This is a genomic window from Brevibacterium sp. SMBL_HHYL_HB1 (genome assembly GCF_018208375.1).
GTDB lineage: Bacteria > Actinomycetota > Actinomycetes > Actinomycetales > Brevibacteriaceae > Brevibacterium > Brevibacterium intestinavium.
The window spans coordinates 4,083,735-4,098,277 of sequence record NZ_CP062936.1; the positions used below are offsets into that span (position 1 = coordinate 4,083,735).

Consider the following 14,543-nt stretch of genomic DNA (forward strand, 5'->3'; position numbering starts at 1 on the left):
GTTCTCCGGGTTTCGGGTGCGGCATGATCGGTCATCGCCGCCTATCATGATTGGATGGAGGATGCCCGTAATCCCTTCTAGGAGACGACATGGCCATCAGCAGTGAGCTCGAACAACTGTTAGCCAGCTGGATACCTCGGCAGCCGTGGTTTCCCAAGCTCGCTGCAGATTTCGGCAGCGACCCCGACATCACCCCGATGTCGGTGGCCCGCGCGTTCACTTACACCGCCGAGGAGCTGGGCGGCTTCGTCGGACTCGTGACCGTGATCTCCGTCGGTGATGGCCCCACCCTGCGACGGCTGAACATCCCGCTGACCCTGCGCGGTGCCGAGGACATGCACCTGCGCCACGCTCTCATCGGGCACATCGACGAACTCGCGCTGGGACCCATGTACGTCTACGACGGCGCCGCCGACCCCGTGTTCGTCAATCTCATGGCCGATGCCATCACCAAACGCAAGGTCTTCGACGGCGGACAGCTGTCGACCGAGTCGCTGCGCCACAGCCAGGAGAAGACCGAGGCCCGGGACCGAGCGCCGATGCCCTTCCCCGTGTCCGCGAACGGCAGCCCCGCCTCGGTGACGGGATCGGACACCCCCGCCGAGGTGGTCCCGCCGAAGCCGTCGAGGGCCGCCATCGAGGTCGCCGAAGGCGATGGTCTTCCCGTCGAGATCCGGCCGATCGAGGTCTCGGACTCCGGGCCGCACAAATCCACCGTCATCATCCACGACGAATACGAACCGATGGAGCTCAGCTTCTTCCGGGTGCTGGAGAACGGGATGCCGTCGTCGCTGACGATCCCCGTTCTGCTCACCGAGGCGGGTTCGCGCAGCGTGCCCGAAGTCATCGGGTGGGGTTCGGGACGCTGGTACGACATGTTCGAGGTCCAGGAGATGGAGGCGCCGATGGCGCTGCTGTCCCACGTCGACGTCGAGGCCGAGCCCGCGTGGCGGGAGGCCGTGGACACCGTCTGCGCCGTGGACTCCGGGTCGATCGGCGCCTACAACGCCCACGCCGCGGAGATGGGGCGGCGGATCGGCGAACTCCATGCCGATATGGCCGCCGAGTTCGGCGTCGTCGAAGGTGGGGGAGAGCCGACCGAGCAGCTGGTCGCCAAGTGGATCGAGCGGATCGACTGGGCTCTGGGCCGGGCGCCGCTGGCGCTGGACGCGCTGGTTCCCGAGCTGCGTGCCCACCGGTCGAAGGTGCAGGGGCTCGAGACCATCGGCACCCTGCAGAAGATCCACGGTGAGCTGACCCTGGACCATGTCGTCAGTTCGCCGTCCGACGGCTATTCGGTCGTGAAGTTCACGGATTCGACGGACTCCGATCCGAAGCCCGCCGCCTTCGATCTCGTGGCCCTGCTGCGCAGCATCGACTACGCCGCCGGCTTCGCTCGCCTGCAGCGCACCGATGCGCTCGATTCCGAGGACGGGACGCTGGTCGTCAACGGCTTCGGCAGCGATCCCTCAGCGCTGCGGGCGATCATCGACTCGCCCGAATATCTGTGGGCCTCGCAGGTGCAGAACTCCCTGCTGTCCGGGTACTCCCGAGCACGCGGAGAGAGCGTCGGGCTGAATGATCCGGTCCTGCGCGCGGCGTTGGTCGACCGTCTGCTCGTCGAGGTCGTCACCGAGCTGCGCAACCGCCCGAACTGGCTGTCCGTGCCGCTGGCCACCCTGACCCTCGTGCTCAAGGGCAAGCCCGCCCGCGAGGAGGAGACCACCGAGTCTCGTCCGGCCTGGGCTGATTCCGCCGAGGCTGGGTCTGATGCAGCCGAGGACTCATCGGCATCCGACGACTCCGACGGTGCTGCCGATGCCAAGGCCTCGGATGCGGATGCTGAATCGAGTGATTCGTTCGCTGTGGCCCCTCCTGCCGACGAGGCGGCGGCCGCCGATTCGGAATCGGTCGTTGCGGCACCCCGCGGTGCATCCGGCTCCGTCGCGGCTGCGATCGCGAACTCGGCGGCCGAAGACGCAGACTCCGAAGAGTCGGCCTCCGAGGAGCCGGCTGCGGCGAGCGGCGCAGGCGAAGCGGCGGAGTCAGAGCCTGAAGCCGATGGCCCCGAAGCCGATGAGGTCGACGTCGTCGATACCGCGGAGAACACCGTTGACGCTGTCGCGGATGCCGACATCGACGATGTCGAGGACTCCACCGTGGTTCCGCCTCAGGACGATGCACCTGAAGCGGCGCAGGCTGAAGACGAAGAGTTCGTCAATGAGGAAGAAGCGGAAGTTCCGGTCCGACGAGTCCCGGCCTCTTTCGCGGCTCGCGGTGCCACCTCGGAGGACGCCGACAGCACCGGACACGAATCGCAGCCGGCCAAGCCGAAGGACGCACCGAAGCTCGGCCATACCCGGAGTGAGCGTACGCATCACGGCAGTGACCGCGGCACATTCGGCGAACCGGTTTCCGATCGATCGGCCACGAGCCGCGATGATGCCGCGGCACGGCCCGGCGAGCCGTCGGGCCGTGCCGGCGAGCCGTCGGGCCGTGCCGGCGAAGTTTCGACATCTGCCAGCGGATCCGTGTTCGATGACCTCCTGGGCACCGAGCGCAAGCGGAACCGGATGAAGAAGCGCAAGAAGGACTGACCGTCTTCGCGGCCCCGTCGCCACGGTGTCGGTCGCGCTCCGGGCCGGTGAGAGTCGCTTGCTCGACGGCCAATTGGCAGATGCTGTTGCGGTTGTGAGAAACTATGGTGGCTCGGCCTCGTGTCGAGCAGGCCGGGTTCGCTCCATCGCCGTCACAGGCATGGAAGAACCAAGGGAAGCGTGTCCGAGCGGCCGAAGGAGGCGGTCTTGAAAACCGTTGTGCGGCAACCCCGCACCGTGGGTTCGAATCCCACCGCTTCCGCCGAGTGAAGGGCCCCCGAACATGTCGCAGGCAGCGATGCGTTCGGGGGCGTCGTCGTCTCCGGAGAGGCGAGCGGTGGTCGCAATCGGATACTTTTTCGCGTGAAGAGCATCCGATTACGACCACCGTTGGGGAAGGAGAGCGGCTCCGCCCGGCCGGGGCGGGCCGAACTCAGTCCCGGACAGACGATCCCGGCTCTGGTGACTCCGGCCCCGAAGCCTCGGGAACCTCCGGCCCCGAGGCTTCGAAAGCCTCCGGCGCCTCCACCCCGGCCTCCGACGCTTCCGCTCCCGCCTCCGGAACCTCCGGCTCGGACATCTGCGCATCGGCCTCGGGGTCGTCGAAGCTGCGCACCGAGCGCCGGAAGCCGCGGGTCATCACGGCCAGGTAGATGATGCCGATGGTCAGCCAGATGATGCCGCCGACGAGTGCGGTCTTGTGCAGGCTCACCCACAGGACCCCGGTGAGGATGGCGCCGATGGCGGGCATGATGACGTAGTCGAACGTCGTCTTGAGGTCGACGACCTGCCTGGCCCGGAACGCATAGTGGGCGATCACCGTGAGGTTGACGAAGGTGAAGGCGATGAGCGCGCCGAAGTTGATGAGCGCGGAGATGAGCTCGAGGCTGAACGACATCGCCAGCAGGCACACGGCGCCGACGAGCACGATGTTGAACACCGGGGTGTGCGTCTTCGGGTTGATGTAGCCGAAGGCCTTCCGCGGCAGCACGCCGTTGCGTCCCATCACCAGCAGCATGCGGGACACGGACGCGTGTGAGGCCAGCCCCGAGGCGACCGTGGCGGCGAAGGCCGCAGCCAGGAAGAAGCCCTGGAAGAGGTGTCCGCCGGTGAGGAAGCCGATCTCCGGCAGCGGGTCGTCGACGATGGTGAACTGCGAGTTGTCCGGGAACAGCTGCTGAGCGAAGTAGCTGGCGATGAGGAAGATGGCGCCGCCGGAGACGACGGTGAGCATGATCGCCTTCGGCATGATGCTGATGTGCTTCGCCTCGTTCGTGTACATCGTCACGGCATCGAAGCCGATGAAGGAGAAGCAGACGACGGTGGCACCGGTGAGCAGTGCGGACAGCTGCACCCCCTCGTGGACGAAGGGCTCGGAGCTGAAGACGAGACCGGATCCCTCGCCGTTGGTGAGGTTGACGATGGCGAGGACGCAGAAGAGTGCGACCATCGTGACCGCGAAGATGAGCAGGACGGCGTTGAAGTTCGCCGTCCCGCGCATCGACGAGGTGACGATGCCGGTCATGATGATCGTGTACAGCACGACCCAGACCCAAGCAGGCGCATCGGGCACGAGCGATTCCATGTACAGGCGCGCAATCAGGCAGTTGACCATCGGCAGCAGCAGATAGTCCATGAGCGAGGTCCACCCGACGAGGAATCCGAGACCCGGAGACATCGTCTCCCGCGTGTAGGTGTAGGCCGAACCGGCAGTGGGGAAGACCCTGACCATCTTGCCGTAGCTGAATGCCGTGAAGATCATGACGATGAGAGCGATGAGATACGCCGAAGGCACCGCTCCGTCGGTTTCTCCGGACACGATTCCGAACGTGTCGAAGACAACTGTCGGCGTCATGTATCCGAGGCCGAGTCCGACGATGGACCACAGCCCGAGGTTGCGCTTCAGTGAGCCCGAAGCAGCCATACCAATCCTCCCCAATGAGTCTTGTCCGCCGCCGCTGGGTGCGCGAGATGATCGCAGGTGCCCGCCCGGCAGTGATGTGCGTCATGATCCTACCCGCTCCGCTACTGAAAGCGAAAGACTTCCCAGAGAGATAGTTATAAATTAGTCGAGAAATATGAATGATTCGACGCTTTCAGTCGAGTTTGCCAACGATATCGATAGTCCCGGTGAAGTGGGGCGATGGCCCTTGAGCGGCTGCACCGGAACACGGTCCGTCCGTCCCTGGAGCGACCCTTCAGTAACAACCGGAAACAGAGTAGATTGCAGGACTAGGACGATGTGGCCCATTCGAGAGGTGTGAGAGAAGTATGGCGATCGAAACGCTCAGTTCCCGGCAGTCGGCGGCGTGGAGGGATCGGGTCCTGCCGCCGGTCGAGAGGGTCGCTGAAGGGGTCTGGGCCGTTCCGGTCCCGATTCCGGACAATCCGCTCGTGTACACCTACTGCTACGCCATCGCCGACGGCTCCGGCGTCGTCCTCATCGACCCGGGCTGGGACGGCAAGGACCAGTACAAGGCCCTCACCTCGGCGCTGGCCGACCTCGGCTTCACGGTCGCCGACATCCACGGAATCGCGATCACGCACTACCACCGCGACCACATCGGTCTGGTGCCGGCGCTGCTCGCGGACAACCCCGCCGCCTGGGTCGCCATGCACGGTGAGGATCTGCGCTCGGTCAAGCGCTTCTTCTCCAACACCGTCGACTTCGGCACCGGCATCGACCCCAACCTCAACATCGCCCGCGCCTACGGAGTCCCCGAGGACCGCTGGGCCGAGGTCGAGAGCCTGCAGGCCGACTCGAGCAGATCCGGACAGGGGAGCGGGTCGACGGGCCTCTACCGGCAGGCGATGAGCCGACTGCCGGAGACGATCCACATCCTCGACGATGGTATGAGGCTGCCCATGGACGAGGGCACGGTCACGGCCATGTGGACGCCCGGCCACACCTACGGGCATTCGGCGTTCGTCCGTGCCGACGACGATCTGCTGTTCTCCGGTGACCACGTGCTGCCGACCATCACCCCGAACATCGGGCTCGACAGCGGAGCGATCACGCACAGCCTCGGCGACTATCTGGGCTCGCTGGACAAGATCGGCCAGCTGCCTGAGGACGTGGCCGTGCTGCCCGCCCACGGATTCCGCTTCACCGGACTCCACGATCGCAGGGCCGAGCTCGTCGAGCACCACCGGCAGCGCCTCGACGAGATCCGCGCCCGCATGGCCGCCACCGACGACCACAGCGTCTATTCGATCGCGCAGGGTCTGCACTGGTCGCGCGGATTCGACAGCCTGCACCGGTTCAACCTCTTCGCCGCCCTTGCCGAAACCGCCGCGCACATGCATTATCTCGGTATCGACATCGGCGTCGGCTCGCTCGTGGGTACGGACTGAGCCGGGGCCGGGCTGAGGAGGAGCCGATATGAGCGCACCGTTCGTCCCCGCCGTCCAGGCGCGTCCCGAGACCTTCGCCGTCCGCGCCGCCGACCACATCGACCGCGGTCGCAGGCGCGGCCGCGAGCTGAGCACCGGGATCGACTCCGCCCTGAGCGCCTATCGGCACTTCTTCTCCCACCTGTCCATCGCCGAGGCGGATGTGGCCGGCGCGGCAGCGTCGAGCCACGCGCGGCTGCGGGAATGGTCGCCGACGGCCGCCGAGGAGGTCGCGGCCGTGGCCGACGGGGCCGGCATCGAAGTCAGCGAGCTGATGGAGATCATCGCGCGCACCGAGATCATGACCCAGGCCCCGGTTGCACCGACCGAGTGCTCGACCATCAGCCACACCCGACCGGGCGCCTCGGTGGCCGCGCAGAACTGGGACTGGGCCGTGGACTTCTCGACCCTGTGGCACATCAACGACGTCGGTGCCGTGCCCGGTCAGCACCGTCACGTCGGCATCGCCGAATACGGGATGCTCGGCAAGATCGGGCTCAACGAGGCAGGCGTCGGCGTCCTGCTCAACATCCTCAAGCATCGCGCCGACGGACCCGGGGGAGTGCCCGTCCACATGATCCTCGAACGGGTGCTCTCCGAGGCGGGCAGCCTCGCCGAGGCGCTCGAGATCATCCATTCGGCCCCGACCTCGTCATCGTCGATCATCACCGTCATCACCGCCGAGGCGGCCGTCCAGGTCGAGATCGCCGGCGAGGCCAAGCGCGAACGACGGGCCGGAGCCGACGGGTTCCTCGTCCACACGAACCACTTCCTCCACCCCGATCTGCTCGACGGGTCGCTCGAGCTGCGGCCCGGCTCGACCTCACGAGCTCGACTCAGGCACCTCGACGAGGCGGTGGCAGGCTTGAGCGCCGGACGCTCAGAGGCGGCTGGCGGGTCGGCTCACGGCGACCCCGCCCGTGCCGAGGGTGACCCCGCCCGTGCCGAGGACGCCCCCGCCCGTGCGGAGGCCGCGGAGGCCGCACCCGGGCCCGGATCGTCGGGCCCGTGACGATCGGCGATCTCACGAAGCTGCTGACGACGGGGCCGGATGAGCCGCCCGTGTGCGCCGTTCCGGGCCCCGATGCCGCCTATGGCGACCGTTCGGCGACGCTGGTGACCGTGCGCATCGATCCGGGGCGGAAGCAGATCGACCTCGCTCCCGGATCGCCCGCCGAAGGGCTGCGCGGAAATCGCCGCTTCCAGCTCTGAGCGGCGTCAGCGGTCGACGCGGGGCGCAGCTCGTGTGCCCCGCGCGGGCGGCGAGGGTGCTCGTGCCTCGACGCTCAGCCCTCTGACTCGGGCTCGGCCGCGTCGTCACCGGCCGCCTCGGCGGCTTCCTTCTCGCGCATCTCGATGACCGCGTCGAGTGCCGAGGCGATCGCCTCGGAATCCTCGAGTGCGGCCTGGATGAGGCGCCAGGGCACGAGGTCGAGGTTCTGGTCGCCGATGACGAAGCGGATGAACGGCTGCCGGGTGCGCGGATCATCGTCCTCGAACTCGGTGCCGTAGCGCCACTGGCCGAGGCCGATGCGGCGGACGGTCTCGCCGATGAAGCGCATGGCGCCGGCGACGAACGGGGTCTCCTCCTGGCTGACCATGTCCTCGCGGGCGTCATAGCGGGCGGCGACCTGCTTGCCCAGCCGGGCCAGGCTCTCCCGATCGAATCCCCAGGAGGTGGGATCGGCCTGCTCCTGAGTCCAGGCGGCGATGCCCGGCTCGACGGTGCCGATGAAGCGGGAGAGGAACTCGACCTCCTCCTCGCTCGAGTTCTCGGCCGTGAGCATGCCCAGCGACAGCCCCGTGCACTTGCGGCGCGGCAGCCCGTCCCCGCCGAGGTTCTCCCTCGCCTTGTCGAGCACCGCGGTGAAGACCTCCGCGCTGCGCTGATCGACGGCCGTGAGGACGATGGCCACGAGCGGGATCGGCTCACCTGCGGCCGGACCCTCCTCGGTGTCGGGGCGGATGAACGGCATGCCGTTGCCGGTCGTCTCGTCGTGATCCCAGACCCCGCCGATCGCACGCAGATAGGTCTCGCCGAGGTAGCGGATGAGGCCCTCGAAGAAGCGCCGATTCTCAGCTTCGAGGATCGCCTCGGTGCCGGAGAACTTCGAGAGCACGAAGAGCTCGAGCATCGGCAAGGACTTCGGCCCGAAGTCCTTCGGGAACTTCACGGTCTCCCCGTCCTCCTTCTCGAAGGTCTCGGGCAGGTCGGCGAGGACGAACGCGCCGAGGCGGACGTCCATATTGTTGATGAAGGCGGTAAATTCTCGCTGGAGTTCATTCACGCCCACCACCCTAGTGCCTCGGGCCGCGGGGGCGGAGCGCTTGAGTCCGCAGGGGCGAATCGCCCCACCTCGCAGGGCTGGGCCGGGCCAGTCCGCAGCGACGGACCTGTCCTTCTGCGGCTTCGGGCAGCTCAGCCCGCTGCGACGAGCTGGCTTTCCGCTGCGACGGGGCCGGTCAGTCCGCTTCGCAGGGGCTGAAGTCGATGAGGTGCATGAGGACGTCGACGATGAGCGACGGATCGATGTCGACGGGCTCATCCATCGCCTTGCCGGCGGCCGCGGTCAGCGCGATCCGGTTGAACACGGAGATGATGACGGTGAGGAAGTCGGCGATCGGCTGCTTCGTCGTGCCTCCGGCGACGTCGAGGGCCGTGGTCACCAGGGCCTCGAGCCGATCGAGCTGCGAGGCGTTGAGCTCGACGTAGCGGGCGTGGAGGTGGGGGACCCGCAGGCAGTAGAGCTCGATCTCCTGCTCGGTGATGGTCTCAGCCACGGTCTGCTTCTTCTCATTGAAGACGTCATCGATGAACGTCGTCATCAGCGCCTTGATCTCCGGAACGCCGGTGGTGTCGGTCAGCTGCTGCGTCCACCGCTGGATCGTGCGGTCGAGACGGTCGAGACTCTCCGAGGTCTGCATCTCGATGATCGCCAGCACCAGGTCGTCGCGGCTGGAGAAGTTCGAGTAGAACGCGCCGCGGGTCAGGCCGCCGGCCTCGCAGATCTCCTCGATCGAGGCGCCGTCGATGCCGCGCACGGCGAAGACGGAGATCCCGGCCTTGACCAGGGTGGATCGGGTCTGCTGTCGGCGCGGGCTGAGGGTGTCTGAGTTCATCGTCATCTCGGTGGTGTCGGTCGTGTCTGCGGCTGAGCATCCCATGGGAATTCCTGAGAATCCTGGGCTGCGTTTGCATGGACGGTGAGGATTCAACAACAATACAATACTGTATCCAATACACTTTTGTATCGAGGTTTTCGTGTCAACTTTCCTCTACGCCCTGGGCCGTCGTGCGTACCGGACCCCGTGGCGGTTCATCGCCGCGTGGCTGCTCATCCTCGCACTCGTCGGTGCCGGAGTCGCCGCCTTCTCCAAGGACTTCGACGACGACTTCACCCTGCCCGGCTCCGAGGCGCAGACCGCTCTCGACTCGATGAAGTCGACCTTCCCCGAGGCGGCCGGAGTCTCGGCCTCGGTGATCGTCGTCGCCGAGGACGGTGATTCGGTCGAGGACGCGAAGTACGAGGACGCGATCGAGGACGAGGTCGATCGGCTCGAGGACCTGCCGCACGTCGACCAGGTGACCTCCCCCTATTCGACGATGGTCAACGGCGCCATCAGCGATGATGAGACGGCGGCCATGATCTCCGTCCAGTACGACGGCACCCAGCAGGAGGTCGGCGAAGACGCCGGCGACGAACTCCTCGATGCGCTCGATCCGCTGCGGGACGACCTGCCCGGAGCACAGGTCGAGGGCGGCGGCGAGCTGTTCCAGATCACCGGCGTCTCGATCTCCTGGGTCGAAGGCGTCGGCGTGGCCATCGCCTTCATCGTCCTCCTGCTCACCCTCGGATCCTTCCGCGCCGCCGGCATGCCGCTGATCACCGCGCTCGTCGGCGTCGGTATCTCCGTGCTGCTCGTCGTCGGAGGCACGGCCTTCGGTTCGGTCAACTCCTCGTCGATCATGCTCGCGCTCATGCTCGGCCTGGCGGTGGGCATCGACTACGCGCTGTTCATCGTCTCCCGCGCCAGAGCCCTGCTCGCCGAGGGCCACGACCCCCTGGAGGCGACCGGACGCGCGGTCGCCACGGCCGGATCCGCCGTCGTCTTCGCCGGCATGACGGTGATGATCGCCCTGCTCGGACTCTCCCTGGCCGGCATCCCCTTCCTCACCATCATGGGCGTCGGCGCCTCGGGGGCGGTGGCCGTGGCCGTGCTCATCTCCCTGACGATGATCCCGGCGTTCCTCGGGCTCGCGAAGTCCCGGATCACCCCGAAGCCGACCAAGCGGTACCGACAGGCCTTCGCGGCCGCCTCGGCGCGGGTCTCGACCCGGGAGGAGGCAGCGGTCCATGCGCGCGCCGAGGCGGGCGAGCCCTATCCGAAAACGATCATGGACACGTTCTTCTCCGGCTGGCTGAAGATCGTGACGAAGATTCCGCTGCTGACGATCATCGTCATCGTCGGCGGGCTCGCACTCTTCGCCATCCCCGCCACCCAGCTCCAGCTGTCCCTGCCCACCGCGGGCGACCAGGAGGAGGGCACCCCGGCACGGGCGACCTACGATCTCATCGACGAGCACTTCGGACCCGGCTTCAACGGCCCGCTGATCATGACCAGCCAGATCGTGACCAGCGACGATCCGCTCGATGACGTCGAGAGGATCGAGGACCGCATCGAAGGCGTCGACGGCGTCGACCAGGTCGTCATGGCCACCCCCAACCGGGACGCCACGACCGCGCTGTTCCAGATCATCCCGACCACGGCCTCCGACGATCCGGCGACGCTGGACACCGTCGACCGGCTGCGGGACCTCAGCGATGAGATCGAGGACGACTTCGACTTCGACACGGCCGTCACCGGAGCCACGGCGATCCAGATCGACGTCTCCGACCAGCTCGGCAAGGCGCTGCTGCCCTTCGGCATCTTCGTCGTCGGACTGTCCATCATCCTGCTGATGATGGTCTTCCGCTCGATCGCGGTGCCGCTCAAGGCCACCGGCGGATTCCTGCTGTCGGTCTTCGCCTCCTTCGGCACGGTCGTCCTCGTCTTCCACGACGGCTACTTCGCCGCCCCCTTGGGCATCGACTCGACCGGCCCGGTGATCAGCTTCCTGCCGATCATCGTCATGGGCATCCTGTTCGGCCTGGCCATGGACTACGAGGTCTTCCTCGTGTCCGGGATCCGCGAGGCCTATGTCCACGGGTCCTCGGCCAGGGATGCCATCAGGGCCGGTTTCGCCTCCTCGGCGCGGGTCGTCTCGGCCGCGGCGGTCATCATGTTCTCCGTCTTCGCGGCCTTCGTCCCGGCCGGTGAGCCGATCATCAAGTCGATCGCCCTGGCCCTGGCCTCGGGCATCTTCGTCGATGCCTTCATCGTGCGCATGTCGCTGGTGCCCGCGATCATGCAGCTGCTCGGCGACAAGGCCTGGTGGCTGCCGAAGTGGCTCGATCGGATCCTGCCCAGACTCGACGTCGAAGGCGAGGGACTGGCCCACGAGGTGGCTCTGCGCGATTGGCCGGAAGCGGACTCCGGCTACCGGGTCTACGGTCGCGGCATCGGCGTGTTCTCCGGTGACCGCGGATTCGCCCGCGTCGACATCTCCCTGGCCCCCGGCCAGATCCTCGTCGCCAGCGGTGCCGCCCGTCGGGCCCTGCTGCTGGCGGTCTCGGGCCGGGTCGGCCTCACCGCCGGTGAGATGAAGATCGGAGAGAACGTCCTGCCCGAACACGCCGGACGGGTCCGCCGCGAGGTTCCCTACTTCGATCTGACGGGCGATGAGTCTGCCGACGGTGGACGCGGCCGAACGGTCAGTGCGCGCGATCTGTCCCGGTTGGCCGCCTCGGCGCCGGACCTGCTCGTCATCGACGGAGCCCAGGGACTGACCACGGCCGAGGGGCGCGGACTGGCCGAGCTCATCCCCGACCTCGTCGAGGCCGGCACCGCAGTCGTCCTCGGCCTGCCCGACGGCGATGTGAGCGGGATCCTCACCCCGGAGACGAACTACTACCACCTCGACCTCGACGAAGCCCGACCCGCCCAGCCGAGCGGGACCGACAACGAAGGCGGCGAGCACATCAGCGCCGCCGGCACCAACATGGAAGGCGTGCAGTTGTGAGACTCGAACGTGCGAACTCGAAGCGGCCGGTGACCTGGATTTCCCTGATCGGCCTCGTCCTCGTCCCGATCATCGTGGCGGCCGGGTTCATCCTCGCCACCTGGAAGAGCGGCGACCGTCTGGAGACCATCGAAGCCGCCATCGTCAACAACGACGACGGCGCTGAGGTCGACGGCGAGACCGTGCCCATCGGGCGGCAGCTGACCAGCGGACTCGTGGGTGAGGACGAGAACAACATCCACTGGGTCATCACCGACGAAGACGACGCCGAGGCGGGGCTGTCCGACGGCACCTACGCCGCGAAGCTGACCATCCCCGAAGGCTTCTCGCGCGCTGTGACCTCGGTCGATGACGCGAAGTCGGCCACGCAGACGCAGATCGACGTCGACGTCTCCGGCACCGCCCCGGCCACGGACACGCAGATCTCGCGGTCGGTCGCCGAGGTGGCCCGCACCACCTTCAACACGCAGATGACCGAGAACTACCTCGACAACATGTACCTCGGCTTCAACAAGATGGGCGAGCAGATGGAGGACCTCGGCGACGCCGCCGAGGAGCTCGACGAAGGCGCGAAGGGGCTGAAGGAAGGCACGGACAAGTCCGCCAGCGGGGCGGACGAGCTGTCCGAGGGCATGGACCAGCTGAGCAGTTCGGGCGGTGAGCTCAAGACCGGTGCCTCGGATCTCGCCGATGGTGCCGGAGACCTCTCATCGGGCGCGTCCGAACTGTCCTCTGGGCTGAACGAACTCGACAAGAAGACGTCCAAGCTGCCCGAGAGCACCCAGAAGCTCGCTGACGGCTCCGGTGAGCTCTCCGACGGCGTCGACGAATACACGAAGTCCATCGATGAGATCATCAAGGGCTTCGCCGGCTCCGGGGATTCCGATCAGGGAGGACTCGACGACCTGGTCGACGGCGGCAAGGAACTCGACAAGGGCGCACAGGGCGTGTCCGAGGGAGCCTCCGGTCTCTCCGACGGACTGCACCAGTACCGCGACGGCCTCGAACAGGGCGCGGACCAGGCCGATCAGCTGGCCGGAACGAACCCCGACCTCGACGGACTCGTCGACGCCGGCATCATGACCGAGGATGAGGCTGACCAGGCACGAGCCGAGATGTGCCCGTCGGGCACTCCCGACCAGGTGTGCCAGGGCATCGAGCAGGCCTATGCCCAGGGGCTGCTGAACGGCACCTCGGGCGGACTCAACCAGGCCGTCGACGGCCTCGAGCAGGAGAAGAACGGCTCCTCGCTGATCGGCGGTGCCGATGACCTGTCCGACGGCACATCGGAACTCAGCGATGGCATGTCGAAGTTCGTCAAGGGCCTCGAGGACGGCATCGAGAAGCTGACGAAGGGCATGGAGGACATCACGAAGAACGCTCCGAAGCTGCTCAAGGCCTCGAAGGGTCTGCGCGACGGAGCGGCCGGTGTCGCCGACGGCAACCAACAGCTCGCCGACGGCATGCCCGCCCTGTCCGAGGGCGTGGGGAAGGTCGCCGACGGCTCGTCCGAACTCTCCGACGGTGCCGGACAGTTAAGCGACGGGCTCAACCAGTACAGCAGCGGTGTGGGCGAATACACCGACGGCGTCTCCGAGGCCGCGACCGGCACCTCGGACCTGGCCGACGGGCTCGAGGACCTCGACGAGGGCACGGGCAAATACGCGAAGGGCGTGTCCGAGTTCGCCGACGGGGTCGTCGACGGCGCCGACGAGGTGCCCACCTACACGGCTCCCGAACGTGACAAGCTGGCGAAGGTCGCCTCGGCGAACATCGAAGCACCCGACAACGACGGGGTGACGAACGTGCTGGCCGGCTCGACGATCGCGGTGCTGATCATGCTCGCGCTGTGGGTCGGCGGACTCGTCACCTACACCGTGCTCAAGCCGATCCCGGCATCGACCCTGCTCTCGACCCGATCCTCGTTCGCCGTGTGGCTGAGGGGGTTGGTGCCCGGCGTGGTCGTCGGCCTGCTGCAGGCGCTCGTGCTCTCGATCCTCGCGGTGACGGTGATGGACATCGATGCCGTCCAAGGCTTCGACATCGCGGTGCTCACCTTCGTCTCCGCGCTCGTGTTCATGATCGTCAACTTCGCGCTCGTGGCGTGGTTCGGCGGTGTGGGCCGGTTCCTGTCGGTGATCGCCGTGGTGCTGGCCGTGGCGGGTCGGACGATCGGCGCGGTTCCGGGCTTCTTCGACTTCGTCGCCCCGATCCTGCCGCTGACTCCGGCGATGAACGGGTTCGCGGCGATCGCGGCCGGCACGACCGGGCAGGCCGCGGCCTACGGGGGACTGCTGGCCTGGGCGGTGATCGGCATCGCGATGTCGCTGCTGGCGATCGTCCGCGCCCGAACCACGAAGCCCGAAGCCGCCCTCGCCATGGCCTGACGAGTGTGGGGAGGCGGCGCCTTTGCCCGAGAGCTCGGTCCACGA

General features: G+C 67.2%; 9 protein-coding genes and 1 tRNA gene. 7 read left to right on the plus strand and 3 right to left on the minus strand.

Features of this window, described 5'->3' with window-relative positions:
* Positions 1 to 89: 89 nt before the first annotated feature.
* Complete coding sequence (locus IG171_RS18505; protein WP_212128809.1) at positions 90 to 2,597, plus strand: hypothetical protein; 2,508 nt, start codon at positions 90 to 92, stop codon at positions 2,595 to 2,597.
* 174 nt (positions 2,598 to 2,771) lie between these two features.
* Positions 2,772 to 2,859: transfer RNA gene (locus tag IG171_RS18510), tRNA-Ser, on the plus strand.
* 171 nt (positions 2,860 to 3,030) lie between these two features.
* On the opposite strand, the gene IG171_RS18515 is transcribed toward IG171_RS18510, so the two are convergent.
* Entirely contained in the window at positions 3,031 to 4,521 is a 1,491-nt protein-coding gene (locus IG171_RS18515) for an APC family permease (protein ID WP_212128810.1), read from the minus strand.
* Positions 4,522 to 4,868: 347 nt separating this feature from the next.
* Here IG171_RS18515 and IG171_RS18520 point away from each other — a divergent pair, with 347 nt between their 5' ends.
* The 3 genes from IG171_RS18520 to IG171_RS18530 are packed head-to-tail and all read left to right on the plus strand — an operon-like array spanning position 4,869 to position 7,202.
* Positions 4,869 to 5,951, plus strand: coding sequence for an MBL fold metallo-hydrolase (locus IG171_RS18520; protein WP_212128811.1), 1,083 nt, complete (start codon positions 4,869 to 4,871; stop codon positions 5,949 to 5,951).
* A 28-nt stretch (positions 5,952 to 5,979) separates the two neighbouring features.
* Positions 5,980 to 7,002 (plus strand): C45 family peptidase, encoded by a 1,023-nt coding sequence (locus tag IG171_RS18525; protein WP_212128812.1) that lies wholly within the window; start codon positions 5,980 to 5,982, stop codon positions 7,000 to 7,002.
* Entirely contained in the window at positions 6,999 to 7,202 is a 204-nt protein-coding gene (locus tag IG171_RS18530; RefSeq protein WP_249203831.1) for a hypothetical protein, read from the plus strand. The genes IG171_RS18525 and IG171_RS18530 overlap by 4 nt, the downstream gene beginning before the upstream one ends.
* Before the next feature lie 74 nt (positions 7,203 to 7,276).
* On the opposite strand, the gene IG171_RS18535 is transcribed toward IG171_RS18530, so the two are convergent.
* Positions 7,277 to 8,278, minus strand: a complete 1,002-nt coding sequence (locus IG171_RS18535) for a hypothetical protein (RefSeq protein WP_212128813.1) — start codon at positions 8,276 to 8,278, stop codon at positions 7,277 to 7,279.
* 175 nt (positions 8,279 to 8,453) lie between these two features.
* On the minus strand, positions 8,454 to 9,155 hold the full coding sequence (locus IG171_RS18540) for a TetR/AcrR family transcriptional regulator (RefSeq protein ID WP_249203832.1): 702 nt from the start codon (positions 9,153 to 9,155) through the stop codon (positions 8,454 to 8,456).
* Between the two features lie 97 nt (positions 9,156 to 9,252).
* Between IG171_RS18540 and IG171_RS18545 the strand changes: the two genes are divergently transcribed.
* Both IG171_RS18545 and IG171_RS18550 read left to right on the plus strand, forming a co-directional pair.
* Entirely contained in the window at positions 9,253 to 12,111 is a 2,859-nt protein-coding gene (locus tag IG171_RS18545; protein WP_212128814.1) for an MMPL family transporter, read from the plus strand.
* Positions 12,108 to 14,498: a YhgE/Pip domain-containing protein gene (locus IG171_RS18550; protein ID WP_212128815.1), complete on the plus strand. Its 2,391-nt coding sequence runs from the start codon at positions 12,108 to 12,110 to the stop codon at positions 14,496 to 14,498. Before IG171_RS18545 ends, IG171_RS18550 begins: the two co-directional genes overlap by 4 nt.
* The last annotated feature ends 45 nt before the right edge of the window (positions 14,499 to 14,543 follow it).

Excerpts from the sequence above, each read along its gene's own strand:
- IG171_RS18525 (WP_212128812.1), top strand. The coding sequence starts at position 5,980 with ATGAGCGCACCGTTCGTCCCCGCCGTCCAGGCGCGTCCCGAGACCTTC.
- IG171_RS18540 (WP_249203832.1), bottom strand. The coding sequence starts at position 9,155 with ATGGGATGCTCAGCCGCAGACACGACCGACACCACCGAGATGACGATG.
- IG171_RS18520 (WP_212128811.1), top strand. The coding sequence starts at position 4,869 with ATGGCGATCGAAACGCTCAGTTCCCGGCAGTCGGCGGCGTGGAGGGAT.
- IG171_RS18515 (WP_212128810.1), bottom strand. The coding sequence starts at position 4,521 with ATGGCTGCTTCGGGCTCACTGAAGCGCAACCTCGGGCTGTGGTCCATC.
- IG171_RS18505 (WP_212128809.1), top strand. The coding sequence starts at position 90 with ATGGCCATCAGCAGTGAGCTCGAACAACTGTTAGCCAGCTGGATACCT.